Annotated in this window: 24 protein-coding genes; 10 read left to right on the forward strand and 14 right to left on the reverse strand. The window is 74.3% G+C overall.

Features of this window, described 5'->3' with window-relative positions; genetic code table 11:
- Window positions 1–28: 28 nt before the first annotated feature.
- Both AB0442_RS10465 and AB0442_RS10470 read right to left on the reverse strand, forming a co-directional pair.
- Window positions 29–1,414: a carbohydrate-binding protein gene (locus AB0442_RS10465; RefSeq protein WP_366162035.1), complete on the reverse strand. Its 1,386-nt coding sequence runs from the start codon at window positions 1,412–1,414 to the stop codon at window positions 29–31.
- Between the two features lie 127 nt (window positions 1,415–1,541).
- Window positions 1,542–2,285: an SDR family oxidoreductase gene (locus AB0442_RS10470; protein WP_366162037.1), complete on the reverse strand. Its 744-nt coding sequence runs from the start codon at window positions 2,283–2,285 to the stop codon at window positions 1,542–1,544.
- Between the two features lie 424 nt (window positions 2,286–2,709).
- Here AB0442_RS10470 and AB0442_RS10475 point away from each other — a divergent pair, with 424 nt between their 5' ends.
- Window positions 2,710–3,741: an alpha/beta hydrolase-fold protein gene (locus tag AB0442_RS10475; protein ID WP_366162038.1), complete on the forward strand. Its 1,032-nt coding sequence runs from the start codon at window positions 2,710–2,712 to the stop codon at window positions 3,739–3,741.
- 343 nt (window positions 3,742–4,084) lie between these two features.
- A complete protein-coding gene (locus AB0442_RS10480) occupies window positions 4,085–4,810 on the forward strand; it encodes a hemerythrin domain-containing protein (RefSeq protein WP_366162040.1) in 726 nt (241 codons plus the stop codon).
- A gap of 7 nt (window positions 4,811–4,817) precedes the next feature.
- Here AB0442_RS10480 and AB0442_RS10485 read toward each other — a convergent pair whose 3' ends face one another.
- Window positions 4,818–6,251, reverse strand: a complete 1,434-nt coding sequence (locus AB0442_RS10485) for an FAD-dependent monooxygenase (RefSeq protein ID WP_366162042.1) — start codon at window positions 6,249–6,251, stop codon at window positions 4,818–4,820.
- 77 nt (window positions 6,252–6,328) lie between these two features.
- On the opposite strand from AB0442_RS10485, the gene AB0442_RS10490 reads away from it, so the two are divergent.
- Window positions 6,329–7,018: a TetR/AcrR family transcriptional regulator C-terminal domain-containing protein gene (locus AB0442_RS10490; protein WP_363546682.1), complete on the forward strand. Its 690-nt coding sequence runs from the start codon at window positions 6,329–6,331 to the stop codon at window positions 7,016–7,018.
- A gap of 9 nt (window positions 7,019–7,027) precedes the next feature.
- Here the strand turns inward: AB0442_RS10490 and AB0442_RS10495 are convergent, their stop codons facing one another.
- Window positions 7,028–8,434 carry an MBL fold metallo-hydrolase gene (locus tag AB0442_RS10495; RefSeq protein WP_366162044.1) on the reverse strand — a complete coding sequence of 469 codons (1,407 nt, stop codon included), beginning with the start codon at window positions 8,432–8,434 and terminating at the stop codon, window positions 7,028–7,030.
- A gap of 135 nt (window positions 8,435–8,569) precedes the next feature.
- Between AB0442_RS10495 and AB0442_RS10500 the strand changes: the two genes are divergently transcribed.
- Together AB0442_RS10500 and AB0442_RS10505 are read left to right on the forward strand one after the other, a co-directional pair.
- The gene (locus AB0442_RS10500; RefSeq protein WP_366162045.1) at window positions 8,570–9,538 is read left to right on the forward strand and encodes a DUF1152 domain-containing protein; all 969 of its coding nucleotides are present in this window, start codon (window positions 8,570–8,572) and stop codon (window positions 9,536–9,538) included.
- 226 nt (window positions 9,539–9,764) lie between these two features.
- Window positions 9,765–12,011: a terpene synthase family protein gene (locus tag AB0442_RS10505; RefSeq protein ID WP_366162047.1), complete on the forward strand. Its 2,247-nt coding sequence runs from the start codon at window positions 9,765–9,767 to the stop codon at window positions 12,009–12,011.
- Window positions 12,012–12,080: 69 nt separating this feature from the next.
- On the opposite strand, the gene AB0442_RS10510 is transcribed toward AB0442_RS10505, so the two are convergent.
- Entirely contained in the window at window positions 12,081–12,626 is a 546-nt protein-coding gene (locus AB0442_RS10510) for a DUF1697 domain-containing protein (RefSeq protein ID WP_366162048.1), read from the reverse strand.
- Between the two features lie 39 nt (window positions 12,627–12,665).
- Between AB0442_RS10510 and AB0442_RS10515 the strand changes: the two genes are divergently transcribed.
- Window positions 12,666–13,136 (forward strand): pyridoxamine 5'-phosphate oxidase family protein, encoded by a 471-nt coding sequence (locus AB0442_RS10515; protein ID WP_344626638.1) that lies wholly within the window; start codon window positions 12,666–12,668, stop codon window positions 13,134–13,136.
- An 81-nt stretch (window positions 13,137–13,217) separates the two neighbouring features.
- On the opposite strand, the gene AB0442_RS10520 is transcribed toward AB0442_RS10515, so the two are convergent.
- Entirely contained in the window at window positions 13,218–13,577 is a 360-nt protein-coding gene (locus AB0442_RS10520) for an ArsC/Spx/MgsR family protein (protein WP_366162049.1), read from the reverse strand.
- 179 nt (window positions 13,578–13,756) lie between these two features.
- Between AB0442_RS10520 and AB0442_RS10525 the strand changes: the two genes are divergently transcribed.
- Window positions 13,757–14,974 (forward strand): cytochrome P450, encoded by a 1,218-nt coding sequence (locus tag AB0442_RS10525; RefSeq protein ID WP_366162050.1) that lies wholly within the window; start codon window positions 13,757–13,759, stop codon window positions 14,972–14,974.
- Between the two features lies 1 nt (window position 14,975).
- On the opposite strand, the gene AB0442_RS10530 is transcribed toward AB0442_RS10525, so the two are convergent.
- Complete coding sequence (locus AB0442_RS10530) at window positions 14,976–15,590, reverse strand: exonuclease (protein WP_366162052.1); 615 nt, start codon at window positions 15,588–15,590, stop codon at window positions 14,976–14,978.
- Between the two features lie 60 nt (window positions 15,591–15,650).
- Here AB0442_RS10530 and AB0442_RS10535 point away from each other — a divergent pair, with 60 nt between their 5' ends.
- Window positions 15,651–15,902, forward strand: a complete 252-nt coding sequence (locus AB0442_RS10535) for a DUF6011 domain-containing protein (RefSeq protein WP_366162053.1) — start codon at window positions 15,651–15,653, stop codon at window positions 15,900–15,902.
- The gene (gene murQ, locus AB0442_RS10540; RefSeq protein ID WP_366162054.1) at window positions 15,899–16,867 is read left to right on the forward strand and encodes an N-acetylmuramic acid 6-phosphate etherase; all 969 of its coding nucleotides are present in this window, start codon (window positions 15,899–15,901) and stop codon (window positions 16,865–16,867) included. Before AB0442_RS10535 ends, murQ begins: the two co-directional genes overlap by 4 nt.
- 3 nt (window positions 16,868–16,870) lie before the next feature.
- Here murQ and glnA read toward each other — a convergent pair whose 3' ends face one another.
- The gene (gene glnA, locus AB0442_RS10545) at window positions 16,871–18,286 is read right to left on the reverse strand and encodes a type I glutamate--ammonia ligase (protein WP_366162055.1); all 1,416 of its coding nucleotides are present in this window, start codon (window positions 18,284–18,286) and stop codon (window positions 16,871–16,873) included.
- 227 nt (window positions 18,287–18,513) lie between these two features.
- Here glnA and AB0442_RS10550 point away from each other — a divergent pair, with 227 nt between their 5' ends.
- Complete coding sequence (locus tag AB0442_RS10550) at window positions 18,514–18,981, forward strand: RDD family protein (RefSeq protein WP_344626645.1); 468 nt, start codon at window positions 18,514–18,516, stop codon at window positions 18,979–18,981.
- 109 nt (window positions 18,982–19,090) lie between these two features.
- Here the strand turns inward: AB0442_RS10550 and AB0442_RS10555 are convergent, their stop codons facing one another.
- From AB0442_RS10555 to AB0442_RS10580, 6 genes are all read right to left on the reverse strand, one after another.
- Window positions 19,091–19,780, reverse strand: a complete 690-nt coding sequence (locus AB0442_RS10555) for a DUF4191 domain-containing protein (RefSeq protein WP_344626646.1) — start codon at window positions 19,778–19,780, stop codon at window positions 19,091–19,093.
- Window positions 19,781–19,970: 190 nt separating this feature from the next.
- The gene (locus tag AB0442_RS10560; RefSeq protein WP_363546750.1) at window positions 19,971–20,174 is read right to left on the reverse strand and encodes a hypothetical protein; all 204 of its coding nucleotides are present in this window, start codon (window positions 20,172–20,174) and stop codon (window positions 19,971–19,973) included.
- A gap of 241 nt (window positions 20,175–20,415) precedes the next feature.
- Window positions 20,416–21,369: a lipoyl synthase gene (lipA, locus tag AB0442_RS10565; RefSeq protein WP_344626648.1), complete on the reverse strand. Its 954-nt coding sequence runs from the start codon at window positions 21,367–21,369 to the stop codon at window positions 20,416–20,418.
- Between the two features lie 120 nt (window positions 21,370–21,489).
- Entirely contained in the window at window positions 21,490–22,260 is a 771-nt protein-coding gene (lipB, locus tag AB0442_RS10570) for a lipoyl(octanoyl) transferase LipB (protein WP_363546745.1), read from the reverse strand.
- Between the two features lie 117 nt (window positions 22,261–22,377).
- Window positions 22,378–24,288: a helix-turn-helix domain-containing protein gene (locus AB0442_RS10575; RefSeq protein ID WP_366162056.1), complete on the reverse strand. Its 1,911-nt coding sequence runs from the start codon at window positions 24,286–24,288 to the stop codon at window positions 22,378–22,380.
- Window positions 24,289–24,374: 86 nt separating this feature from the next.
- Complete coding sequence (locus AB0442_RS10580; protein WP_366162058.1) at window positions 24,375–25,718, reverse strand: MFS transporter; 1,344 nt, start codon at window positions 25,716–25,718, stop codon at window positions 24,375–24,377.
- Between the last annotated feature and the right edge of the window lie 75 nt (window positions 25,719–25,793).

A 25,793-nucleotide genomic window follows, 5' to 3' on the forward strand; every position in this document is an offset into this window, starting at 1 on the left:
GCCGGAGCGCGGCCGTGGGGCTGCGGCGTCAGTGGCCGAAGTCGAACCAGTTCACGTTGACGAAGTCGGCCGGCTGGTCGCTGGTGAACGTGAGGTAGACGTCGTGGGTGCCCGTCACCGCGGAGATGTTGGCGGGGACGGTGCGCCAGTTCTGCCAGCCGCCGGTGTCGCCGACCGCGAAGGAGCCGATCGGTGCGTTGCTGCGGCTGTCGAGGCGGACCTCCACCAGGCCGCTGACCCCGCCGCCGGCGCCGGAGGCGACCCGGGCGAGGAACTGGCGGGCCGGGGTGGAGCCGAAGTTGACGCCCCTGTACCGGGCCCAGTCGCCGTTGGCGAGCCAGCCGATGTCCTGACCGCCCTCGCTGCAGGTCTCGGTGGCGGCGCCGGACTGGGCGTCGAAGGACTCGGCCTGGATCGGGCCGTAGGCGTCCCGGTTGCCGGGCGGCGTGGTGGGGGTGGGCGTCGGGGTCGGGGTGGGGGTGCTGCCGCCGCCGGACTGCCGGACGCTCACGTAGTCGACCACCATCGGCACACCGGAGACGGTGCCGCCGTCCGGTCCGCCGCCGAAGGCGCCGGGGAACCCGCCGCCCATGGCCACGTCGAGGATGACGAAGAAGCCGTGGCCGGTGGCGTTGTTCCAGGTCGTCGCGTCCACCTGGTCGGAGTTGACGGTGTGGAACTGCACGCCGTCCAGGTACCAGCGCAGTTGCTGCGGGCTGGTGGAGCGGTCCCACTCCACCGCGTAGGTGTGGAAGCCGCTCTGGCAGGAGGGCGTGCAGGCGCGCTGGCCGCCGATGCCGGTGGTCTCGTTGCACGGGCCGCCCGGGCTGGTGCCGCAGTGCAGGGTGGCCCACACGTTGTTGAGGCCCTGGACGTTCTCCATGATGTCGATCTCGCCGATGCCCGGCCAGTTCCACCAGTTGCCGCGGAACGGCTCGCCGAGCGCCCAGAAGGCCGGCCAGTAGCCCTTGGCCGCAGCGCCGGTGACGTTCGGCATCTGCAGCCGGGACTCGATCCGCAGCTCGCCGCCGGCCGGCGGCCGGAAGTCGGACCGGTGGGTCTCGATCCGGCCGGAGGTCCAGTTGCCCGCGCCGTCCCGGACCGGGGTGATCTTCAGGTTGCCGCTGCCGTCGAGGGCGACGTTGGCGGTGCTGGAGGTCATCGTCTCGATCTCGCCGGTGCCGAAGCCGGCCGGGCCGCCGGGGTAGGCCGTGCCGGTGGTGTAGCGCCAGTCGGCGGTGTTGACGCCGGAGCCGGCCGGCCCGTTGAAGTCGTCGGCGAACACCTGGGTCCAGCCGGAGGGGGCCGGGGACACGCTCGCCTCGGCGTTCATCGTGCCCGCCGGGCCGGTGGCCAGCAGGCCGAGGAGTCCGGCCGCGGTGAACAGGTGCCGAACGCGTGGTCCGAGCCGCATGGGTGCCTCTCGTGGGTGGGGGAGGGGACCTTGCAATGCCTTGCCATGGCTGGATGAGAGCGCTCTCATGTCATGTCTCCGTCGGCATGGCCCCCGCCGCCCCGGAAGCCCCCGAAGGGCCGGGCCGCTAGCCGCGCCCGATGTACGGCATCGCGGTGGCCATCACGGTGGCGAACTGCACGTTCGCCTCCAGCGGCAGCTCCGCCATGTGCCGGACGGTGCGGGCGACGTCGGCCGCGTCCATGACCGGCTCGGGGGCGATCCGCCCGTCCGCCTGCCGCACCCCGGCGGCCATCGCCGCGGTCATGTCGGTGGCGGCGTTGCCGATGTCGATCTGGCCGCAGGCGATCCGGTACGGCCGACCGTCCAGCGACAGCGACTTGGTGAGGCCGGTGACGGCGTGCTTGGTCGCGGTGTAGGCGATCGAGTGCGGCCGCGGCACGTGGGCGGAGATCGAGCCGTTGTTGATGATCCGGCCGCCCTGCGGGTGCTGCGCCTTCATCTGCCGGAAGGCGGCCTGCGCGCAGAGGAAGGCGCCGGTCAGGTTGAGGTCCACCACCGCCCGCCAGTCCGCCACCGCGAGGTCCTCGACCGGGGTGGGTGCGCCGAAGGTGCCGGCGTTGTTGAACAGCAGGTCGATCCGGCCGAAGCGCTCGGCGGCCTCGGCGAACAGTGCGTCCACCGAGGCGGGGTCGGTGACGTCGGCGGGCACGGCGACCGCGCCGCCGCCGGCCAGTGCGGCCGACTCGCGCAGCGGCCCGGCCCGGCGGCCGGCGAGCACCGGCACCCAGCCGGCGGCGGCCAGTTCGAGGGCCACCGCCCGGCCGATCCCGCTGCCCGCCCCGGTCACGACGGCGATCTGCTGCGGCACGGCGGGTGCTCCCTCGGTTCGGCGGCGGTTTCGGCGGAAGTCCGGCGGTGGCCCGGGGCGTCCGGCGGGCCGGGCCGCGCGGCACTCCCGGCGTCCGTCGATGATCGCGCCGAGGACCGCCCGGTGTCACTCGTCGAAGCCGCCAACACGCCGGTCGTCCGGGCGGTACGCGGCTGGTGCAACCTCCCGTACCCCGCCGACCGGCGGGGGCGGATCCCCGCCGGTCGGCCGGTTGCCCGCCCTGTCGCAACCGGGTCCGCGCGGGCCGGCGTCATAGGATCACGAACGGCACGGACGTTCGCCCTTCGGGCAACCGTGCCGTTCCGGGGTGTTCGGGGCCGCTGCGCCGCGCCCCGGACAGGCCCCGCCCGGGGCAGCGGCCGTCCGGCCGTCCCCGGGCGTCCCACCGTCGGAGAGATCGAACGTGCAGCCGCAGCCCTCCCGTGCCCGCCGCCGGGCCGTCCGTACCCGTACCCTCCTCGCGGGCACCGCCGCGGCCGCCCTGGCCGCCGCGCTGACCGGCTGCGGGAGCTCCGGCGGGCCGTCGAACTCGCAGGACGGGGCGAAGCCGGCCGCGTCCAGCGCGTCCGCGAGCCCCACGCCGCCGAAGCCCTCGAAGGTGCTGATGCCGACCGGGCCGGCCGCCGACCTGAAGAAGGTCCGCGACACCGAGGCCGGGCCGATCATGATGACCACGCTGAACGGCCCGAAGTCCGGGGTCAGCGGCAAGGTCTGGGTCTGGCTGCCGCCGCAGTACAACGACCCCGCGTACGCCAAGCACGGGTTCCCGGTGCTCACCCTGTACGCGGGCGGGCAGAGCGCCGGCTACAACACCTGGACGGACAACCAGCTGCCGATCCAGAAGATCGACGCCGAGCTCTCCAAGGCGGGCAAGGCCCACCCGTTCATCCTGATCATGCCGGTGCAGAACCTGAACTCCAGCGAGTCCAAGGCGCTGGAGTGCTCCGACATCCCGGGCCAGCCGAAGATCGGCACCTGGATGGCCGAGGACATCCCGGACTTCGTCCGCGCGAACTTCCGCACCGTGAAGGGCCGCGACGGCTGGGGCCTGATGGGCGCTTCCACCGGCGCGTTCTGCAGCGCCAAGCTCGCCCTGCAGCACCCGGAGACGTTCAAGGCGGCCGTCCCGATCGACGGCTACTTCAACCCCGACTCGCCGCTCTGGCACGGCCACGAGCAGGAGCGCCTGGCCAACAGCCCCGGCCAGCTGGTCGCCCTGGGCAAGGCGGACGTGCGGATGCTCGCCACCGCCGGCGGCTCCAACGCGTACGAGACCGGGCTGGTCAAGGCCTGGGTCAAGAAGGCGGCCCCGCCGCTGACCGTCGAGTACTACGAGCAGCCCGGCGGCAAGCACCTCACCTCCGACTTCAAGAAGATGATCCCCGACACCCTGCAGTGGCTGAGCAAGAACCTGGCCGGGCCGGAGGCGGACTGACGCACCGTCGGGGGCCGGCGGGCGCGACGGCGGAGTGCACGAATTCGGCGAGTCCGCCCCCGCCGGCCGCCGCGGAGCGGGATACTCCATTCCGGCGGCGGGTGCAGCCCGCCGGCCCGCGCCGTTCCAGCCGCAGTGCGCCCGCCCGGGCGCCGGGCACCCCGGCGCCCGGGCCCGCGGCGATCGACCGGATCGTTCGAACGTCCCGATCACCCCGCTGACCTGCGCGTCAATCGGTCATTGATTCGACTCTGATGGGCTTTCCGCACGCTGGAGCCCCAGGCCGAGCACCACTCGCGGTGCCGGAGCCGTTCCAGCCCCAGTCAGCCGCGAAGAGAGCGCCATGTCCTGTCACCTGCTCCCCGTCGACTCGCCACAGGTCCCCGCCCAGCCGCACGCGGAGCGTCGGATGCCGGACGTCGAGCCCATCCCGTTCGCCGGCCTGCGCCTGGTGCACGCGGCGCTGCGCCGCGACCTCGCCCGGCTGCCCAACGCCCTGCGCCTGTTGCAGCCCGGTGACGAGGCCGCCGCCCAGGCACTGCAGCGGCACTGGGACTTCATGACCGCCATGCTCACCTGCCACCACGAGCAGCAGGACACCCGGCTCTGGCCGCTGCTGCGCCGCTTCGCGCCGGAGCTGCGCCTGCTGCTCAACTGGCTGGAGGCCGACCACCACAACCTCGACCACTCCTTCACCCGGGTCACCACCCTGGTCCGGATCGCCACCCGGGACCCGGCCAGCGCCTGGCCGGTCGCCTACGCGGTCGAGGAGCTCGCCGCCCGGCTGGAGACCCACCTGCGGATCGAGGAGCGCCAGCTGTTGCCGCGGATGGCCGGGATCTTCCCCGCCGGCTCGCGGATCGGCACCCTGCCCGAGCTCCTCGACCTGCTGCGCGCGGCCGACGGCCCGGCCTCCTCGGACGCCCTGGTCTGGCTGCTGGACGGCGTCGACGAGGCCCGGATCGACCGGCTGCTCGCGGACTGCGACGACGCCACCGCCCGGCACTGGCCGCACTGGCGGGCCACCTACGCCCGCTGCTCCGAGCAGCTCTGGGGCCGGGGCTGCTGACGCCCGGTCAGGCGGCGCCCAGCGCCGCCAGGTACGGGCCCAGGTCGGCCGCGTCCGCGGTCGCCAGCCCGATGTAGCCGTCCGGCCGGACGAGCAGGTAGCCCTCACCCCACCCCTCGGGGACCCGCGCCGTGCGGACGTCCGCGGGCAGCCCGGCGGGGACGGGCAGCGCCGTGCCCGCGACGACCAGCGTCGCGTGCGGGCCGCGCAGCACGTCGAACAGCCGCTGCCCGGTGCCGTCGGCGGCGGTGCACGCCGCGTCCGGGGCCCGGTCGCCGGCCTGCAGGTCGTCCTCGCCGAGACCGCTGCGGCGCTCCTCGCTGAGCGGGCCGCCGCGGTAGCCGACGCCGAGCTGCTCGGTGTGTCGGCCGCGCTTGGCGGAGGGGCCGATCGTGCCGGCCCGGTGCAGCGAGGTGCTCATCTCCAGCACGTCGGCCGCCACCGGCAGCCGCTCCGGCTCGTAGCTGTCCAGCAGGTCTGCGGGGGCGCCGTCGCGCAGCACCCGGCCGAGCTTCCAGCCCAGGTTGTAGGCGTCCTGGATGCTGGTGTTCAGCCCCTGTCCGCCGGCCGGGGAGTGCACGTGCGCCGCGTCCCCGGCCAGGAACACCCGGCCGCTGCGGAAGCGGTCGGCGAGCGCCGCGCGCGGCCGGAAGCCGGAGGCCCAGCGCACCTCCAGGACCGCCGAGGCCGGCAGCGGGGTGCGCTCGGCGACCGTCCGCCGCACGCCCTCGGCGGAGGTGTCCGGCTCGCCCTCGTCGTACTGCGCGAACAGCTGGAAGTCCCGGGCGGTGCCGCCGGGCAGCGGGCAGAGCAGCGCGGCCCCGCCGGGGGCGTGCTGCCAGACGTGCCAGTGGTCGCGGGAGAGCCCCTCGATCCGGACGTCGGCGATCAGGGCCGCCTTGGGGTCGACCGTCTCGCCGGCCATCGGGATGCCGACGGCGCGGCGCACCGTGCTGCGGCCGCCGTCCGCGGCCACCAGGTAGGTGGCGGTGGCGGTGCCGGCGGTGGTGTCCACCTCGACGCCGTCCGCGTCCTGCCGCACGGCGAGCACGCCGGTGCCGAACTCGACCGAGCCGCCGAGCTCCAGCAGCCGCGCGTGGAGGATCTCCTGGGTGCGCCACTGGGGGAGCATCCACGCCTCCGGGTAGGGCACGCCGTCCTCGGCGGGCCGGCGCTCCATCAGGTCCCACTCGGGGCCGGGCTCGGCGCCCTGCCAGGACCGCATCGGCGGGTAGGGCGAGCCGCAGGCGCGGACGGCGCCGATCACCCCGAGGTCGTCGAAGACCTCCTGGGTGCGGGGCTGCAGGCCCTTGCCGCGCGAGCCGGGGAAGAGGCCGGGAGCCTGCTCCAGCAGCCGGAACCGGACGCCCCGGCGGGCCAGGTCGCAGGCGAGGACGAGGCCGGTCGGGCCGGCGCCGACGATCAGGACGTCGGTGTGCATGCCGATCTCCTTAACACTGTTAAGTGGCGATGCACCGAGGATCCACTTAACGGTGTTAAATTGTCAAGGGGGTGCGGATGCGGCACAGTGCGGGCCGGACGGGCCCGGCGGCGGAGGTGGAGGACGTGGCGGCCAAACTGGAACGCGCACGCGTGGTCGACACCGCGCTGCGCCTGCTCGACGAGACCGGCCTGGAGGGCCTCACCCTGCGCCGGATCGCCACCGAACTCGACGTCAAGGCACCCGCCCTGTACTGGCACTTCGCCAACAAGCAGGCCCTGCTCGACGAGATGGCCACCGAGATGCTGCGCCGGATGACCGCCGCCGCCGAACCGCCCGGCCCCGACGCCGACTGGCGCGACTGGCTGCTGCTCACCTGCCGCACCCTGCGCCGCGCCCTGCTCGGCCACCGCGACGGCGCCAAGGTCTTCAGCGGCACCCGCCTCACCGACACCGGCCACGCCGGCCGCCTGGAGGAGCAACTGCGCGCCTTCGTCCGCGGCGGCTTCACCGTCGACGACGCGGTGGAGGCCTACTTCACCGCCTACTCCTTCACCGTGGGCTTCGTCATCGAGGAACAGGCCGTCCATCCGCTGCCGGGCGAACGCGCCCCCGGCTACGACCCCGAGGAGCGGGCCCGCGCCATGGGGGCCGAGCACCCGCTCGCCGCCGCCTCCGGTACCGGCCTGTTCGAGGACTTCGAGCGGCGCTTCGAGCGCGGGCTCGCCGTGGTCGTCGCCGGGATCGAGGCCGTGCTGCTGCCCTGACCCCGCCCGTCAGGCCGTCGCGTCGCCGGTACTCCGCCGCGGGGCGGCGGTGAGCCCGGCCGGGGCGGCACGGTCGAAGGAGTCGTCGACGGCCACCACCTCGCGCCCGGCGGCGTCCAGCAGCGAGGCCGCGATGGCCGCCCGCATTCCGCCGGCGCAGTGCACCCAGACCGGCCCGGGCGGCACCTCGCCGATCCGGCCGGGCAGCAGGTGCACGGGGATGTGCAGCGACCCGGCAACCGCGCCGCCGGCCCGCTCGGAGGCCCGGCGGACGTCCAGCACGACGGGCCGGCCGCCGTTCGCCGGCGGCGCGGCGAGGGCCGCCGCGAGGTCCGCGAAGTCGGCCCGGCGGAAGGAGCGCGGCCGCTCGCCGGCGGCCGTCCAGTCGGCGGGGCCGCCGGTGGCCGCGGCGGCGGGCCGGTCGATCCCGACCCGGACCAGCTCGCGCTGGGCGGCGGCGATCTCCTCGGCGGTCGCGGCGAGCAGGGTGACCGGCCTGCCCCAGGGGATCAGCCACGCCAGGTAGGTGGCGAGGCTGCCGGTGCCCTCGATGTTGAACGAGCCGGCCAGGTGGCCCTCGGCGAAGGCGACCCGGCTGCGCAGGTCGACCACCCACTCACCGGCGGCCAGCCGGGCGGCGAGCTCGGCGGCGTCCGCCCGCCGGGGCGGGGTGAGGTCGACCGGCGCCGGGCCGGCGGCGTTGGCCGGACCCATGTGGGCGTAGTAGGCGGGGACGTCCTCCAGGCCGGCCAGCAGGTCGGTGACGAAGGTGTCGACGTCCTTGACCAGGGCGTCGTTGGAGGTGCGCTCGGCGCCGACGGTCGTTCCGGCGGGGGCGCCGGCCGCGTGCCCGGCGGCGCAGAAGCTGCCGAAGCCGTGGGTGGGCAGCACCGCGGTGGTGTCGGGGAGGGCGTCGGCCAGCCGGTGCGCGGAGGCGTGCTGGGCGCGGGCCAGCTGCTCGGTGAGCCGTGGCTCCACCAGGTCGGGGCGGCCGACGGTGCCGATCAGCAGCGATCCGCCGGTGAAGGCGGCGACCGGGCGGCCGTCCTCCTCCAGCACGTAGGCGGTGTGGTGCGGGGTGTGCCCCGGGGTCGCGACGGCCCGCAGGGCGAGTCCGGCGTCCACCGGGTGCACGTCGCCGTCCTCGACCGGCACCCGGTCGAAGGAGGCCCGGGCGCCGGAGGGCACCAGGTAGCGGGCACCGGTGAGGCGGGCGAGCTCCAGACCGCCGCTGACGTAGTCGTTGTGCACGTGCGTCTCGACCACCAGCGCGATCCGCACCCCGTGCCGGGCGGCCGCGGCGATCAGCCGGTCGACGTCGCGCGGCGGATCGACGACCACGCCGGTCCTCGCGCCGCCCGCCAGGTAGCTGCGGTTGCCGAGGCCGGTGAGTTCCACGGTGTCGATGAAGAACATCGCTGCCCCTTCCCGCTCCAGGGTACCCCTGGGGGTATCTCTCCTCCACTCCGGCGGAAGCACCCCGGGGCGTCCGGGGGAGGGGCGGGGAAAACCCGCACCCCCGGCCGGGAACGCACCGGTAAGGTCCGCCGGATGACCGCTCCCGCACTCTTCGAGCCGCCCCTGCTCACCCGCCTCAGGGCCGCCGACCGGATCCTGGTCGCCGGGGCCGGCGGCGGCTTCGACGTCTACGCCGGACTCCCGATCGCCCTCGCCCTGCGCGCCGCCGGCAAGGAGGTCCACCTGGCCAACCTCTCCTTCAGCCACCTGTACGGCCTGGACACCGACGTCTGGCTCGCGCCGGACGTCGCCGCGATCCGCCCCGACACCCGCAGCGCCGAGCGGTACTTCCCCGAGCGCACCCTGGCCCGCTGGCTGCGGCTGCACGGCGTGCCGGACACCGTCTGGGCGTTCGCCCCGGTCGGCGTCCGACCGCTGCGCGCGGCCTACCGGGCGCTGACCGACCACCTCGGCGTCGACGCGGTGCTGCTGGTGGACGGCGGGACGGACATCCTGATGCGCGGCGACGAGGCCGGGCTCGGCACGCCCGAGGAGGACATGGCCAGCCTGGCCGCCGTCGCCGGCCTCGCCCACCTCCCGACCCGGCTGGTCGCCTGCCTCGGCTTCGGCATCGACGCGTACCACGGGGTCAACCACGCGCTGGTGCTGGAGAACCTCGCCGCGCTCGACCGCGCGGGCGGCTACCTGGGCGCGTTCTCGCTGCCGCGGGAGAGCCGCGAGGGCGCGCTCTACCTGGACGCCGTCGAGCACGCCCGGGCCTCCTGCCCGGAGCACCCCAGCATCGTGCACGGCTCGGTCGCGGCCGCGCTGCGGGGCGAGTTCGGCGACGTCCGCTTCACCGAGCGGACGAAGGGCGGTGAACTGTTCGTCAACCCGTTGATGACGCTCTGGTTCGGCGTCACGGTGGAGGCGCTCGTCGCCCGGCACCTCTACCTCGACCGGATCGAACGGACCGTTCTGATGCGGCAGATCAGTTCGGTCGTCGAGGAGTTCCGCGACGAGCTGCCCGCACAGCGCCCACCTCGGGTTTTCCCGCACTGACCGGCGCCGCCCCGGCCCGCCGGCGGCCGAAGGAGCGTGCACGGTCCGGTGCGCGCCGGGCGGGCAGTGGTTCACGCCCGGCGCGCACCGGGCGTCCGTGCCTCCGTGCCCGCTCCGCCGGCGGTGTGTCGCCGCCGCCGCTCGGGCAGACTCCGCCGCGATCATGACCGCCGGCCCGGACGCACCCGTCCGGACCGCCGGACGGCCCAGGAAAGGCGACCCGGCAGTGCCACAACCCTTCGAGCTCCCGGACTTCTACGTCCCGCACCCGGCGACGCTCAACCCCCACCTCGACCACGCCCGGGCCCACACCAAGCAGTGGGCCCGCGGCATGGGGATGCTGGAAGGCTCGGGCGTCTGGGAGGAGCGCGACCTCGACGCGCACGACTACGCACTGCTGTGCGCCTACACCCACCCCGACTGCTCTGCCGAGGAACTCGCCCTCGTCACCGACTGGTACGTCTGGGTCTTCTTCTTCGACGACCACTTCCTCGAGCTGTTCAAGCGCACCCAGGACCGCAAGGGCGGCAAGGCCTACCTCGACCGGCTGCCCGCCTTCATGCCGATGGACCTCGCCGAGGGCACGCCCGAGCCCACCAACCCGGTCGAGGCCGGTCTCGCCGACCTGTGGCTGCGCACCGTGCCCGGCATGTCCACCGACTGGCGCGAGCGCTTCCGGGAGTCCACCGAGCACCTGCTCCAGGAGTCCATGTGGGAGCTCTCCAACATCAACGCCGGCCGGATCTCCAACCCGGTCGAGTACATCGAGATGCGCCGCAAGGTCGGCGGCGCCCCCTGGTCGGCCGGCCTGGTCGAACACGCCGTCGGCGCCGAGGTCCCCGCCGCGATCGCCGCCTCCCGGCCGATGCGGGTGCTGCGCGACGCCTTCTCCGACGGCGTCCACCTGCGCAACGACCTCTTCTCCTACCAGCGCGAGGTCGAGGACGAGGGCGAACTCTCCAACGGCGTCCTGGTGCTGGAGACCTTCCTCGGCTGCTCCACCCAGGAGGCGGCCGAGCGGGTCAACGACCTGCTCACCTCCCGGCTGCACCAGTTCGAGAACACCGTCTTCGCCGAACTCCCGCTGCTCTTCGCCGAGCACGGACTCGACGCGGGCGAGGCCGCCGGCGTCATGAAGTACGTCAAGGGCCTCCAGGACTGGCAGTCCGGCGGCCACGAGTGGCACCTGCGCTCCAGCCGCTACATGAACGGCGGCGGCGCCGCGGCCGGGCGCGTCCCCGACCTGCCCGGCCCGACCGGCGTCGGCACCGGGGCCGCCGACCTGCTCAAGGCGCTGCGCGGCCTGACCGACCCGGCCCGCGCCCGCGGCTTCGGCCACACCCCGTTCCGCCCGGTCGCCCCCGCGCCGCCGCCCGAGTTCGAGATGCCCTTCCCGACCAGGCTCAACCCGCACCTGGACGGCGCCCGGCAGCGGCTGGTCGACTGGGCCCGGCAGGTGCGGCTGATCGACCCCGTCCCCGGCGTCTGGACGGAGGAGAAGCTGGTCGACTTCGACTTCGCGCTCTGCGCCGCCGGCATCGCCCCGGACGCCGCCCCCGACCAGCTCGACCTGGCCGCCGACTGGCTCGCCTGGGGCACCTACGCGGACGACCTCTACCCGGCCGTGCACGGCGCCGCCCGGGACCTCGCCGGAGCCAGGCGGCGCAACGAGCGGCTGCTCGCCCTCATGCCGCTGGACGGCCCCGCCGCCGACCCGCTCGACGGCCTGGAGCGCGGCCTCGCCGACCTGTGGACCCGCACCGCGGAGCCGATGGACGACGGCTCCCGCCGTCGCTTCCGCGCCGCGGTCGAGCGGATGCTCGACTCCTGGCTCTGGGAGATGCTCAACCAGGCGCAGAACCGCATCCCCGACCCGGTGGACTACCTGGAGATGCGCCGCCTCACCTTCGGCTCCGACCTCACCATGAGCCTCGCCCGGCTCGGCCACGGCCGCAGCGTCCCCGACGAGGTGCAGCGGCACGCCTCGATGCTGGCCCTGGAGAACTCCGCGGCCGACTACGCGATGCTCGTCAACGACGTCTTCTCGTACCGCAAGGAGGTCGAGTACGAGGGGGAGCTGCACAACATGGTGCTGGTCACCGAGAACTTCTTCGACTGCGACCACCCGACCGCGCTCGGCATCGTGCTCGACCTGATGACGTCGAGGCTGAGCCAGTTCCAGCACGTCGCCGACCGGGAACTGCCCCAGCTCCACGAGGACTTCAAGCTGGACGCGGCCGCCCGCGCGGTACTCGACGGCTACGTCGCCGAGCTGCAGGACTGGATGGCCGCCGTACTCACCTGGCACCGGGAGTGCCACCGCTACACCGAGGAGGACCTGGCCCGGCACCACCGCCCGGCGCTGCCCACGGCGCCGGTCCGGGTGCCGCCGGTCCGGGTGCCGTCGGGCCCGACCGGCCTCGGCACCGCGGGCGTCCGGCTGCCCGCCCCGGCCGTCCCCGCCCTCCCCTGAGACGTGCCCCGACGGCCCGCCGGTGCCCGTGACGGGCGCGGGGAACCGCGAGGTTCCCCGCGCCCCGGCTCACTTCTTCGCCGCCGCCAGGATCTTGACGGTGGTGTGGAAGAAGCGCGAGGTCGCCGTCCCGGCGTAGGCCCTGCCGAACAGCGTGGCCGGGTTGCCGCCCAGCCGGCCGTTCCGCAGGTGCAGCACCACGAAGGCCGCGTTCGCCGTCGCGCCCACCAGCTCCCAGTCGCCCTTGGGGGAGGCGGCGGGCGGGGCGAGCTCCGCCGGCAGCGGCTCGGACAGGAACAGCACGCACAGCCGCAGCTCCGGCGTCACCTCGATCCCGGCGAACGGGTCGGCCGCGACGATCGCCTCCAGCTCGTCGAGCGTGCACAGCACCGTCGGCACCGGGTAGCCCAGCGCCCGCTCCAGGTGCTCCTCGATCCGCGCGGTGAGCGCCGCCCGGTCGGCCTCCTCCGTCTCGAAGAACACGTTCCCGCTCTGGATGTACGACCGCACCCGCGCCAGGCCCAGCTCCTCGAAGAGCTCGCGGAGGCGCTGCATGGTCACCGTGTGCCCGCCCACGTTGATCGCACGGAGGAAGGCGGTGTACGTCTGCGTCATGGAGCCAGTCTGGCAGCGGGCACTGCCAGACTGGGGACCATGACGACCTGGCAGGACTTCGAGTACGAAGCGCCGGATCTCGCCCCGCTGGTGCGGGCCCGGTTCGAGGCGAACAAGCACCACGTGCTGGCCACCCTGCGGCGCGGCGGCGCGCCCCGGGTCAGCGGCACCGAGGTCCGGTTCATCGGCGCCGACCTGACCGTCGGCTCCATGCACGGTGCGGTGAAGGCCCTCGACCTGCGCCGGGACGGCCGCTTCGCGCTGCACAGCAACCCCGGCGACGGGTCGATGGCCGACGGCGACGCCAAGGTCTCCGGCACCGCCGTCGAGATCACCGACCCGGCCGAGCTCGCCGCCTACGAGGGCGACCTCCCCGAGGCGCCGCCCGGCGCCTTCCACGCCTTCCGGCTCGAACCGGAGGAGGTGGTGCTCACCACCGTCGCCGGCGACCGGCTGGTGATCCACGCCTGGCGGCGGGGCGAGGGCGTCCGGGTCTTCGAGCGGACCTGACCGGCGGCCCGGCAGCCGCCGCGCGGGCGGCCGCCGCTGCCCGGGGAGCCGTCGCCCGGGGAGCCGTCGCCCGGGGAACCGCTACTCGGGCAGCACCGAGCGGACGGCCTCGGGCGTCCGGGCCACCACCGCGTGCCCGTCGTCCGCCGTGATGATCGGACGCTGGATCAGGATCGGCTGCTCGGCCAGCGCCGCGATCCAGCGCCCCCGGTCCGCCTCCTCGCGCGGCCACTGCCGCATGCCCAGCTCCGCGGCCGCGGCCTCGTCCAGCCGGGTGATGTCCCACGGCTCCAGGTTGAGCCGGGACAGCACGTCCGCCAGCTCCGCCGGGGTCGGCGGCTCCTCCAGGTAGCGCCGCACGGTGTACTCGACGCCCGCCGCGTCCAGGTCCGCGACGGCGCTGCGGCACTTGCTGCACCGCGGGTTGATCCAGATCTCCATGCCGCCAGCCTAGCGAGGGCGCCCCGGACCCCTCGGGCGTCGTGTGTCCGCGCCGGCCTCCGCACCCCCGGCGCCGCGCGGGCCACCCCTCACGCCGGCGGGTGGTTCCGGGGTCGTCCGGGAACTCCCGCCCCGCACCGGAGGGTTGTACCCGCAGGACGCGAGAGGGAGGCCGCGGGATGGACGGCGCAGCGATCATCGAGCAGTTGGTGGGCCCCGACGGGCGGGCGGATCCGTACCCGCTGTACGAGCTGGCGCACGGCCTCGGGCCGGTCGCACCCTGCGGTCCCGGGGTGCTGATGGCCGTCGGCCACCACGCCTGCGACCAGGTGCTGCGCAACCCCGCCTTCGGGGTCCCCGACCCGGTGCAGCGCGAGGCGTGGGAGCCGGGCTTCGCCGACCACCCGGCGAAGGTGCTGCTGAGCCGCTCGATCCTGGAGCGCAACCCGCCGGACCACGGCCGGATGCGCTCGCTGATCTCCTCCGTCTTCACCGCCCGCCGGGTCGCCGCACTGGAGCCCGCCGTCACCGCCGCCGTCCACCGGCTGCTCGACACGACGGCCGCGCAGGGCGCCGACGGCGGCCCGGTCGACTTCATGGACGCCTTCGCGTTCCGGCTGCCGGTCGGCGTCGTCTGCGAGCTGCTCGGCGTGCCCGAGGCCGACCGGCACCGCTTCCGCGGCCTCGCCTCCGACCTCACCGCCGCGCTGGAGCTGCTGATCGACGACGACGAACTCGCCGCCGCCGACACGGCCGCCGAGGAGCTGTCCGACTACTTCACCCGGCTGGCCGCCGCCCGCCGCGCCCACCCGCAGGACGACCTGGTCAGCGCCCTCGTGCAGGTCGGCGCGGCGCAGCCCGAGCTGCTCTCCGGCCACGAGCTGCTCGCCAACCTGGTGCTGCTGCTGGTCGCCGGCTTCGAGACGACGACCAACCTGCTCGGCAACGCCGTCGCCCTGCTCTTCGACCACCCGGAGGCCGCCGCCGGGCTGCGGTCCGGCGCCGTCACCCCGGCAGGCCTCACCGAGGAGGTGCTGCGCCACGACTCGCCCGTCCAGCTGACCTCCCGGATCGCCCTCGCCGAGGGCCTGGACGTCGGCGGCGTCCCCGCCCCGCTCGGCACCGGCGTCTTCGTGCTGCTCGGCGCGGCCAACCGGGATCCGGCCCGGTACGAGGAGCCGGCCCGCTTCGACCCCACCCGTAGGGACAGCCACCCGCTGAGCTTCGGCGGCGGCCCGCACCACTGCCTCGGCGCCCAACTCGCCCGGCTGGAGGCCCGGATCGCGCTGCCCGCGCTGTTCGCCCGGTTCCCCGCTCTCGCCCCGGCCGGGCCCGCCGAGCGGCGCGACCGCCTCGTGCTGCGCGGGTACCGCACCCTGCCCGTCCGGGTGGCCTGACTCAGTGCTCCGACCCGCCCCACTCCATCAGGTTGGCGAACAGCTCCGCCTGCTCGCGGGCGTCGTCCAGCGCGTGGTGGGTGTGCGGCAGGTCAGGCAGCAGCGAGGCCGGCATCGACCGCTTGCCGATCCCGGCGAACGGCACCCCGGCCCGGGCCGCGTACAGCGTCTTCACGTCCAGGCAGCCCGAGTGCCCGAACGGGCTGCGCCCGGCGAACTCCATCAGGTACCAGTACAGGAACAGCCAGTCGTACGGCGCCGGGTAGCCCACCATGACCGGCCGGTACCGCCGCCCGTCCGGCCCGGCGCAGACCCGCTCCACCCAGGAGCAGAACGCCGCCATCGCCGCCTCCGGCGGGGTGCCCCCGGTCAGCAGCGCCGCGCGGTCCAGCCCGGAGACGGCCAGCGCCTGCGGGTCGAAGCGCTCGGAGACCGGCCGCAGTTCGCGGTAGAAGCCGGCCGCCTGCCGGCCGGCCCGCCGGAAGCCGTCCGCGTCGTGGTGCCCGGCGACGGCGGCGCCGAAGGAGAGCATCGAGTACGGGCCGGGGATCGGGCCGTCGGCCTCGACGTCGACGGATATGTACACGGTCGGGGTGGTGCGGCGCGCGGCGGACATGCGGGGATTCTTCCGGGCCGGGCGGTGCCGCCGCGACCGGATTACCGCGAGAATCGGCCCATGTCCCAGCCCGCCCTGATCCCTCCCGTCCCGCCGCGGCTACCGGAGCGCGTCCGGTGCCGGCGCTGCGGCCGCCTGCTGCACGACCCGCTCTCCCGGATGCTGCGCCTCGGCCGCGAGTGCCGGGGCCCGCAGGATCCGGTGCGGGTCGTCGAGGGCGAGCAGGAGACCCTCCCGGGCCTGGCCGCGCCCGCCCCGACATCGTCCGCGCCCATCGCGACCCCCATGACCACGGAAGGCGGTGCGCCGTGACGGAGGACCTCCGCGCCCGGCTGGACACCCTGGCGACCGAGGCGCACCGCCCCGAGCTGGCGGGCCTCGACCGGCTGCCCACGCTGGAGATCGCCGCGCTGATGAACGGCGAGGACCGCACGGTGCCCGAGGCGGTCGGCCGCCGACTGCCGGAGATCGCCGCGGCGGTGGACGCGATCGCCGCGCGGCTCGCCCGCGGCGGGCGGCTGGTCTACGCGGGGGCGGGCACCGCCGGGCGGATCGGGGTGCTGGACGCCGCCGAGTGCCCGCCCACCTTCGGCACCGACCCGGAGCTGGTGGTCGGCCTGATCGCGGGCGGCCCGGAGGCGGTGCTGAACGCCGTGGAGGGGGCCGAGGACGACCGCGGGCTGGCCGTCGCGGACCTGGACGGGATCGGCCTGACCGCGGACGACGCGGTGATCGGGGTCTCCGCCTCCGGGCGGACGCCGTACGCGGTGGCCGCCGTCGCGCACGCCCGGGCCCGCGGCGCGCTGACGGTCGGCCTGGCCTGCACCGCCGGTTCCGAGCTGGGCGCGGAGGCCGAGCACCCGATCGAGGTGGTGGTCGGCCCGGAGGTGCTCACCGGCTCGACCCGGCTGAAGGCCGGCACCGCGCAGAAGCTGGTGCTCAACATGGTGTCGACGATCACCATGGTCCGGCTCGGCCGCACCTACGGGAACCTGATGGTCGACCTGCGGGCCACCAACGAGAAGCTCAGGGCCCGCTGCCGCCGGATCGTCGCCCTCGCCACCGGGGCCGCCCCCGAGGCCGCCGACCGCGCCCTGGACGCCGCCGGCGGCGAGGTGAAGCCCGCGGTCCTCACCCTGCTCACCGGTCTCGCCCCCGCCGACGCCGCCCGCCTGCTGGCCGCCCACGGCGGACGCCTGCGCGAGGCCCTGGACGCCGCCGGGCGCACCGCGGCCCCCGTCCCCGGGGCGGGGACGGGGGCCGACGGCGCGCCGTAGGGCCTACAGGTCGAAGTAGAGCTCGAACTCGTGCGGGTGCGGCCGCAGCGCGATCGGGGCGATCTCGTTGGTGCGCTTGAAGTCGATCCAGGTCTCGATCAGGTCGGGGGTGAACACCCCGCCCGCGAGCAGGTACTCGTGGTCGGCCTCCAGCGCGTCGAGGACGGCGCCGAGCGAGGCGGGCACCTGCGGCACCGCGGAGTGCTCGTCGGGGGCCAGCTCGTAGAGGTCCTTGTCGACCGGCTCCAGCGGCTCGATCTTGTTCTTGATGCCGTCCAGCCCGGCCATCAGCATGGCGGAGAAGGCCAGGTACGGGTTGGACGCCGGGTCGGGCGCGCGGAACTCGATGCGCTTGGCCTTGGCGTTCGACCCGGTGATCGGGATGCGGATCGCCGCGGAGCGGTTGCGCTGCGAGTACACCAGGTTGACCGGCGCCTCGAAGCCCGGCACCAGGCGGTGGTAGGAGTTCACCGAGGGGTTGGTGAAGGCCAGCAGCGAGGGCGCGTGGCGCAGCAGGCCGCCGATGTAGTAGCGCGCGGTGTCGGAGAGGCCGGCGTAGCCCTGCTCGTCGTAGAAGAGCGGCGAGCCCTCGGTCCACAGCGACTGGTGGACGTGCATGCCGGAGCCGTTGTCGCCGAAGATCGGCTTGGGCATGAAGGTGGCGGTCTTGCCGTTCCGCCACGCCACGTTCTTGATGATGTACTTGAACAGCATCAGGTCGTCGGCGGCGTGCAGCAGGGTGTTGAACTTGTAGTTGATCTCCGCCTGGCCGGCGGTGCCCACCTCGTGGTGCTGCCGCTCGACCTGCAGGCCGGCGGCGGCGAGCTCCAGCGACATCTCGGCGCGCAGGTCGGCGAAGTGGTCCACCGGCGGCACGGGGAAGTAGCCGCCCTTGTACTTCACCTTGTAGCCGCGGTTGCCGCCCTCCTCGATCCGGCCGGTGTTCCAGGCGCCGGCGATCGAGTCGATGTGGTAGTACGAGGCGTTCGCACTGGTCTCGTAGCGGACCTCGTCGAACACGTAGAACTCGGCCTCCGGGCCGAAGTACGCGGTGTCGGCGATGCCGGAGGAGGCGAGGTAGGCCTCGGCCTTCTTGGCGACGTTGCGCGGGTCGCGGCTGTAGGCCTCGCCCGTGATCGGGTCCTGGATGAAGAAGTTGATGTTGAGGTGCTTCTCGGATCGGAACGGGTCCAGCCGGGCCGTCGCCAGGTCGGGGACGAGTGCCATGTCGGACTCGTGGATGGCCTGGAAGCCCCGGATCGAGGAACCGTCGAACATCAGGATCTCGGACGGGTCGAAGGTCGAGGCAGGCACTGAGAAGTGCTGCATGACGCCCGGCAGGTCGCAGAACCGGACATCGACGAACTTGATGTCGTTGTCCGTGATGTACTGCCTGACCTCGTCGGCGTTGGTGAACATCCATCCTCCTCAGCTGCGTCCGACCCACCGTAGGAGCCGGCCGTTTCCGGTTGGTGATTTCCCCGTCCTCTGCATGTTAACCAGCAGCACCCCGAGTGTGGGCAAAGTCATACGGGATGTGCAAAGCGCCCAAACCGGGCATCGGCCGGTCCGGGCCGCCCGCCGGTGCCGTGCGTGTCGGGGAGGCCCCGGAAGATCGCACGTGAAGCCCGGATACTGTGGATTTCGTGGACACCAGAGATGCGTTGGGATCGTGGCTGGACGGGCCGAAGGCCGCCGCCGAGAAGATGGGCGCCGACTTCGGCCACCGCGGCGAGCGCCTCGGCCTGCCGAAGGACGGCCCCGGCTCCGTCGCCGGCCCCGGCCGGCGCCTCGGCGCCCTGTTCGTCGACGGCTGGCTCTGCAGCCTCGTCGCCTACGGCCTGCTCTCCCGCGGCGACCAGGCCGGCGCCAACCTGTGGACGACCCCGCTCTTCTACGTGGTCACCGTCGTCCTGCTCGCCACCAGCGGCACCACCATCGGCAAGCGGCTCTTCGGCCTGCGCGTCGTCCGGCTGGACGGCGCCCGCGCCTCGATCCCGCAGGTGCTGCTGCGCACCCTGCTGCTCTGCCTGATCGTGCCCGCCGCGATCTGGGACCGCGACACCCGTGGCCTCCACGACAAGGCCGTCGGCACCGTCGAGGTCCGCATCTGACACCCGGCACCCCGTGCCCGGCCCGGGCGCCGGCCCGCCGGACCCGGAACGTCGAACGGCCCCGCCGCGAGGATTCGCGGCGGGGCCGTGGTGTCGGTGGGGTGGGGGCTCAGCGGACCTGGCCGCCCTTGGGCATCCGGGCGCCCTTGGGCATCGGGCCCTTGGGGATGGGCGCGCGGGAGAGCAGGTCGCCCAGTGCGCGCAGCCGGTCGTTGGTCTCGGTGACCTGGGCCGGGGTGATCGCGCGCGGCAGCCGCATCAGGTGGATCTGCAGCTTCTTCAGCGGGATCTCGCCCTCGCCGTTGCCGACCATGATGTCGTGCACCGGGACGTCGCCGACGACCTTGGCCATCTTCTTCTTCTCGGCGGCCAGCAGCGGACGGACCCGGTTCGGGTTGCCCTCGCCGATCAGCGCGATGCCGGGGCGGCCGACCGCGCGGTAGACCGCGTCCTGGCTGCGGGTCACCGCCACCGGGGTCGGGTTGGCGTTCCAGCCGCGCCGGATGTTGTTCAGCACCGCAGCGACCGCGCCCGGCTGGCCCTCCATCTGCCCGAAGGCGGCCCGCTCGGCCCGGCGTCCGAAGACCACGGCCACCGCCAGGAAGCCCACGACGAAGCCGAGGATGCCCAGGTAGACGGGGTGCCCGATCGCGAAACCGATGGCGAGGAACACGCCGAAGGTGATGAGGCCGACTGCGGCGATGATCAGGCCGATCTTGGTGTCGACCTTCTTGGTCATGGTGTACGCCGTGCGGATCTGCTGCAGCCGCCCGGGGTTCTCGGATGTTTCCCTCGCCATAGGGCTCATGGTACGTGCCGGGGGGGCGGGTTATCCAAGGGCGGTGCCCGACCGGTGCCGACCCCGCCCGTACGGACCCGCGGGCACCCGTGCGGGGAGCGGGGAAGGGCCCGGCACGAGGGCCCCGGTGACGTCTCGGGAACGGCGCCCGCGAGCGGCGTCCCGGGAACGGCGTCCCGGGAACGGCGTCTCAGGAACGGCGGCGCAGGCCCGGTGCCGCGCCCGCGTCCAGCTCCCGTTCGGCGGCGTGCCGGCGGTTCTCGCAGACCGCGGCCCAGGCGTTGCGGCGGGCCTGCCGCTGGCCGCCGGCCAGCAGCACGCTCTCGGCGTAGCGCAGGGCGCCGCCCACCGACGGCATCCGCGCCGGCAACAGGCCGCGCTGCACTCCGCTCACTGCCCCCATGCTCAACAGCTCCCCTCAGGACCGGCGGACGACTGACACCGTCAGGGTCGCCCGCAGGTGTTACCGATCGGTGACCTGCCGGTCAAAGTCGCATGAAAGCCGCACGACCGCAAGACGGCCGCGCCGCAGGTACGCCGGAGGGCGGCAGGCTCCTGCCCGCCGCCCCCGAAGCTTCCGGTACGACCCTCGTACGGCCCCGCGGGCCCCTCCGGGCCGGACCCGGGTGCCGGCGTCAGACCGCCGCGCGCTCGCGGTGCTCCAGCGCCTGCCGGTACAGCCGGCCCGCGCGGTACGAGGACCGCACCAGCGGACCCGACATCACACCGGCGAAGCCGAGCTCCTCGGCCTCCTCCTGCAGCTCCACGAACTCCTGCGGCTTCACCCAGCGCTCCACCGGGTGGTGACGCAGCGAGGGCCGCAGGTACTGGGTGATGGTGATCAGCTCGCAGCCCGCCCCGACCAGGTCGGCCAGCGCCTGGCTGACCTCCTCGCGGGTCTCGCCCATGCCGAGGATCAGGTTGGACTTGGTGACCAGGCCGGCCGCGCGGGCCTGCGTGATGACGTCCAGCGAGCGCTCGTAGCGGAAGGCCGGGCGGATCCGCTTGAAGATCCGCGGGACCGTCTCCACGTTGTGCGCCAGCACCTCGGGACGGGAGGAGAAGACCTCGGCGAGCTGCTCCGGGACGGCGTTGAAGTCCGGGATCAGCAGCTCCACACCGGTACGGCCGGCCTCGCGGCCGGCGGTCATCGCGTGCACCTGGCGGACGGTCTCGGCGTACAGCCAGGCGCCGCCGTCCTCCAGGTCGTCACGGGCGACACCGGTGATGGTGGCGTAGTTCAGGTCCATGGTGACGATGGACTCGGCGACCCGGCGCGGCTCGTCCCGGTCGAACTCGGCGGGCTTGCCGGTGTCGATCTGGCAGAAGTCGCAGCGGCGGGTGCACTGGTCACCACCGATGAGGAAGGTGGCCTCGCGGTCCTCCCAGCACTCGAAGATGTTGGGGCAGCCGGCCTCCTGGCAGACCGTGTGCAGCCCCTCCTTCTTCACCAGCGAATGCAGGGCGTTGTACTCCGGGCCCATCTTCGCCCGGGTCTTGATCCACTCGGGCTTCCGCTCGATGGGGGTCTCGCTGTTGCGGACCTCCAGGCGGAGAAGCTTCCTGCCGTCGGGCGCGACAGCGGACACGTGCAACTCCTAGAACTAGACGGGGTACCCCCAGGGTACGCCTGTGCTTTCATCGCCTGTACCGGGCCTGTTGCCCCTCAATCGCAGGGCAACATGGCTACTGATCGGTAGATTCCCGCCTCAGCGGGCGACCGCGGGCTCGGGCAGCTCCGCGAAGACCTCCGCCAGGTGCCTCTGCACCACCGGCAGCGCGTCCGCCACGCCGAACGGCCGGGCCAGCTCACCGGAGAGCGACCCCACCCCGGCGTCCCGGATCCCGCACGGCACGATCCGGTCGAACCAGGTCATGTCCGGGTCGCAGTTCAGAGCGAACCCGTGCATCGTCACCCCGCGCGCCACCCGGACGCCGATCGCCGCCAGCTTCCGGTCGTCGCCCCGCTGCCCCGCGTTCGACGGCGCGTACTCCGGACCGGCCAGCCGCGGGTCGATCCCCAGCGGCAGCCCCATCCGCAGCGTCAGCTTGCCGATCTCCACCACCTGCGACGGATCCACCACCGCGTCCGGGATGTCCTCGCCGAGCACCCACACCCCGCTGCGGCCCTCCACCCGCGAGGTCGCCACCCCGACCTCGGCGCAGGCGCGGATCAGCGCCTCCTCCAGCCGGCGCACGTACGCCACCACGTCGACCGGGTCCGGCAGCTTCACGATCGGATAGCCCACCAGCTGCCCCGGCCCGTGCCAGGTGATCTCGCCGCCCCGGTTCACCTGCACCACCGGGGTGCCGTCCAGCGGGTAGTCCTCCGGGTTGGTGCGCTTGCCCGCGGTGAACACCGGCGGGTGCTCCAGCAGCAGCACGGTGTCCGGGATCTCGTCCGCGACGCGCAGCGCGTGCAGCCGCTGCTGTTCCTCCCAGGCCTCCGGGTACGGGACGGCACCCTCGCCGATCCCCATCGTCACGAACCGTACGTCCTCGCTCACCGCTGCTCCTTGCCAGGCGTTCGAGACCAACCCGGTCACTGTACGCCTGCCCCCGGAAGAGCCGGTCGGCCCCCGAGGACGCCGCCGCCGTCAGGCCCCGGCGAGGAGCTGGAGGCGCAGGGCGAGCTGCAGTTCCAGGGCGCGCTCGGGGGAGTTCCAGTCCCGCCCGAGCAGCACCTCGATCCGGTCCAGCCGCTGGACGACGGTGTTCACGTGGACGTGCAGTTCGTCCTTGGCCCGGGTGAGGCTGCCGCCGCAGTCGAAGTAGGCCCGCAGGGTGCGGACCAGCTCCGTCCCGCGCCGGGCGTCGTAGGAGACGAGCGGGCCGAGCGCGGCCCCGACGAACCCCGCGACGTCGTGCCCGTCGCCGAGCAGGACGCCGAGGAAGCCGAGCCCCGCGGCGGAGGCCCCGCAGCCCTCGCGCCCGAGCACCCGCAGGGCCCGCACGCACCGCACCCCCTCCCCGTGCGCCGCCGCGAGCGCGGCCGGCCCCGCGGCGGGCCCGCCCGCGCCGACGGTGACCGGGCAGCCGGCGAGCCGGGCGAGGCGTTCGGCGGCGTCGGCGGCGGCCCGGTCGGGCGCGGTGCCGTCGTCGGGCAGCAGCAGCACGACGGCCTCGCCGTGCTCGGCGCTGATGCCGCGGGTGCCGAAGAGGTGGCGGGCGGCGGCCCCGGCGAGCCGGGAGCGGTCGGCGGGGTCGGCCTCGGCGACGAGCACGAGGTGGCGGCGGCCGAGGTCGACGCCGAGCCGGCGGCCGCGGGCGGTGAGGCCGGCGGGGTCGCGGTCGGGTGCGGTGAGCAGGTCGGCGAGGAGCTCGCCGCGGACGCGGTTCTCCGTCTCGGCGACGGAGCGCCGCAGCAGCAGGAGCAGCGCGGTGACCACGCTCGCCCGTTCGAAGATCCGCCGGTCGGCGTCGTCGAGGTCGGCGCGGCCGCACAGCACGAGGCCGCCGAGCAGGTCGTGGCCGGCCAGGGCGGCGCAGACCCAGTCCTCGCCGCGGCGCACCGCGCGGCCCTCGCTGCGGGAGGCGGCGAAGGCGTCGGCGAGGTGCCGGGACGGGCCCGCGGCGCCGTCCGGGCCGGGGCGGCCGGTGAGCGGGTGCCCGTCGCCGTCGTGGACGGCGACCTCGCCGCCGAGCAGGGTGGCGACCTCGGCGGCGACGTCGGCGGCCTCGGCGCCGCGCAGCACCAGGTCGGTGAGCCGGTCGTGGGCCTGTTCGGCGCGCTGGACGGCGGCGGCGTGCGCCTGGATGACGTGGTTGGCGGCGGCGAGGTCGGTGAGCGCGGCCCGGGTGTCGGCGAGCGCCTTCGCGGTGTCCAGGGCGACGGCGGCGTGCGCGGCGAGGGTGCAGAGCAGCGCCACCTCGTCGGGGGAGAAGGCCCGCGGGGAGCGGTCGGCGGCGAACAGCACGCCGATCACCCGGCCGCCGAGCAGCAGCGGCACGCCGATGATCGCGACCAGGCCCTCGTCCAGCACGCCGGCGTCGATGGTGCCGGTGTGGTGGAACCGCTCGTCGGTGCGGTAGTCGGGGGTGGCGTAGGGTCGGGCGGTCTGCGCGACCAGCCCGCCGAGGCCGTCGCCGAGGCTGAGCCGCAGGGTCTGGAAGAGCTGGGAGACCGAGCCGTCGGTGACCCGCATGTAGGTGTCCCCGGCCTCCTCGTCGGGGAGGGTGAGGTACGCGGTGTGGGTGCCGAGCAGCATCCGGGCCCGGCGGACGATGGCCTGCAGCACGGCGTCCAGGTCGCGGGAGGCCGCGAGGTCGCCGGCGGTGTCGAAGAGCGCGGTCAGTTCCGCCTCGCGGCGCCGGTGCTGGCGCAGCGTCCGGTGCACCCGCAGGGCCTGCCAGGCGGCGGCGTCGATCTCGGCGAGCACGGCGGCGGACGCGCCCTGCCGGCGCGCCTCGGAGAGCACCTCGGCGAAGTCCTCGGTGGCCGCGCCGGAGGCGAGCAGGTCGATCAGCCGGCGCAGGGCGGGGGCGGCGCTCTCGGGGGGCTCGTTCATGGTGCGGGCCATCGTGCCATTCATCCGTGCGGTCCGGGAGCGGCCCGGCCCGGGGCGGGGGAGTCGCCCCGGGCCGTGCCGGCGGGTCAGCCGACCGGCACGCCCTCGCGGGCCGGCTCGGTGTCGGCGAGGTCCTCGCCGCGGGTCTCCCGGGAGCAGAGCACCGCGAGGACGGTGATCGCGGCCGCGATCGCCACGTACACCGCGATCGGGGTCGAGCTGCCGTGGTCCTTCAGCAGCGCGGTGGCGATCAGCGGGGCCGGGGCGCCGGCCGCCACCGAGGAGAACTGGGCGCCGATGGAGGCGCCGGAGTACCGCATCCGGGTGGCGAACAGCTCGGAGAAGAACGCCGCCTGCGGGGCGTACATCGCGCTGTGGAAGACCAGGCCGATCGTGATCGCCGCGACCAGCGCGCCGAAGGACTCCGTGTCGACCATGCCGAAGAAGACGAACGCCCAGACGCCCACGCCGACCGCGCCGGCCAGGTACACCGGCTTGCGGCCGACCTTGTCGGAGAGCGCGCCGAACAGCGGGATCAGCGCGAACTGGACCGCGGAGGCGATCAGCACCGCGTTCAGCGCGGTCTGCTTCGGCAGGTGGACGTGCCCGACCGCGTACGCCAGCACGAAGGTGGTCATCACGTAGTACGAGATGTTCTCGGCCATCCGGGCGCCCATGGCGACCAGCACGTCCCGCCAGTGGTTGCGCAGCACGGCGACCAGCGGCGGCTGCTCCACGGACGTCCGGGCCTTCGCCGCCTCCAGCGCCTGCTGGAACAGCGGTGACTCGTCCACCGCGAGCCGGATCCACAGGCCGACCGCGACCAGCACCGCGGAGAGCAGGAACGGCACCCGCCAGCCCCAGGAGAGGAAGGCCTCGTCCGAGAGGGTCGCCGTCATCAGCGACAGCACGCCGGCCGCCAGCAGGTTGCCGGCCGGGGCACCGCCCTGCGGCCAGGACGCCCAGAAGCCGCGCCGGGCCCGGTCGCCGTGCTCGGAGACCAGCAGCACCGCGCCACCCCACTCGCCGCCCAGTGCGAAGCCCTGCACCAGCCGCAGCGCGGTGAGCAGCAGCGGCGCGGCGACGCCGATCTGGCGGTACGTCGGCAGGCAGCCGATCAGCGTGGTCGCGCCGCCCATCAGCAGCAGGCTCAGCACCAGCAGCCGCTTGCGGCCGATCCGGTCGCCGAAGTGCCCGAACACCAGGGCGCCCAGCGGGCGGGCGGCGAAGCCGATGGCGTAGGTGAGGAAGGAGAGCAGGGTGCCGGTCAGCGGGTCGCTGTCGGGGAAGAACACCTTGCCGAAGACGAGGGCGGCGGCGGTGCCGTAGAGGAAGTAGTCGTACCACTCGACGGTGGTGCCGATGAGGCTGGCGCCGACCACCTTCCAGAGCGGGGAGCCTGGTCTCGCGACGTCGGGAGAGTGGGCCATGGGGTCACCTGTTCTCGGGGGAGGGGCTGTGCGGGAGGGTACGGGCGGGGGCCCGCGGGACGGAGGCCGGGAGGG

Source organism: Kitasatospora sp. NPDC085895 (genome assembly GCF_040702125.1).
GTDB lineage: Bacteria > Actinomycetota > Actinomycetes > Streptomycetales > Streptomycetaceae > Kitasatospora > Kitasatospora arboriphila.

Bases quoted from the DNA above. Each gene is read 5' to 3' on its own strand.
- AB0442_RS10465 (WP_366162035.1), bottom strand. From the start codon at position 1,414: ATGCGGCTCGGACCACGCGTTCGGCACCTGTTCACCGCGGCCGGACTC.
- AB0442_RS10575 (WP_366162056.1), bottom strand. From the start codon at position 24,288: ATGAACGAGCCCCCCGAGAGCGCCGCCCCCGCCCTGCGCCGGCTGATC.
- AB0442_RS10555 (WP_344626646.1), bottom strand. From the start codon at position 19,780: ATGGCGAGGGAAACATCCGAGAACCCCGGGCGGCTGCAGCAGATCCGC.
- lipB (WP_363546745.1), bottom strand. From the start codon at position 22,260: ATGGGGATCGGCGAGGGTGCCGTCCCGTACCCGGAGGCCTGGGAGGAA.
- AB0442_RS10480 (WP_366162040.1), top strand. From the start codon at position 4,085: ATGTCCTGTCACCTGCTCCCCGTCGACTCGCCACAGGTCCCCGCCCAG.
- AB0442_RS10525 (WP_366162050.1), top strand. From the start codon at position 13,757: ATGGACGGCGCAGCGATCATCGAGCAGTTGGTGGGCCCCGACGGGCGG.
- AB0442_RS10500 (WP_366162045.1), top strand. From the start codon at position 8,570: ATGACCGCTCCCGCACTCTTCGAGCCGCCCCTGCTCACCCGCCTCAGG.
- AB0442_RS10520 (WP_366162049.1), bottom strand. From the start codon at position 13,577: ATGGAGATCTGGATCAACCCGCGGTGCAGCAAGTGCCGCAGCGCCGTC.
- AB0442_RS10495 (WP_366162044.1), bottom strand. From the start codon at position 8,434: ATGTTCTTCATCGACACCGTGGAACTCACCGGCCTCGGCAACCGCAGC.
- AB0442_RS10530 (WP_366162052.1), bottom strand. From the start codon at position 15,590: ATGTCCGCCGCGCGCCGCACCACCCCGACCGTGTACATATCCGTCGAC.
- glnA (WP_366162055.1), bottom strand. From the start codon at position 18,286: ATGTTCACCAACGCCGACGAGGTCAGGCAGTACATCACGGACAACGAC.
- AB0442_RS10580 (WP_366162058.1), bottom strand. From the start codon at position 25,718: ATGGCCCACTCTCCCGACGTCGCGAGACCAGGCTCCCCGCTCTGGAAG.
- AB0442_RS10535 (WP_366162053.1), top strand. From the start codon at position 15,651: ATGTCCCAGCCCGCCCTGATCCCTCCCGTCCCGCCGCGGCTACCGGAG.
- AB0442_RS10490 (WP_363546682.1), top strand. From the start codon at position 6,329: ATGCGGCACAGTGCGGGCCGGACGGGCCCGGCGGCGGAGGTGGAGGAC.
- AB0442_RS10515 (WP_344626638.1), top strand. From the start codon at position 12,666: ATGACGACCTGGCAGGACTTCGAGTACGAAGCGCCGGATCTCGCCCCG.
- AB0442_RS10485 (WP_366162042.1), bottom strand. From the start codon at position 6,251: ATGCACACCGACGTCCTGATCGTCGGCGCCGGCCCGACCGGCCTCGTC.
- AB0442_RS10510 (WP_366162048.1), bottom strand. From the start codon at position 12,626: ATGACGCAGACGTACACCGCCTTCCTCCGTGCGATCAACGTGGGCGGG.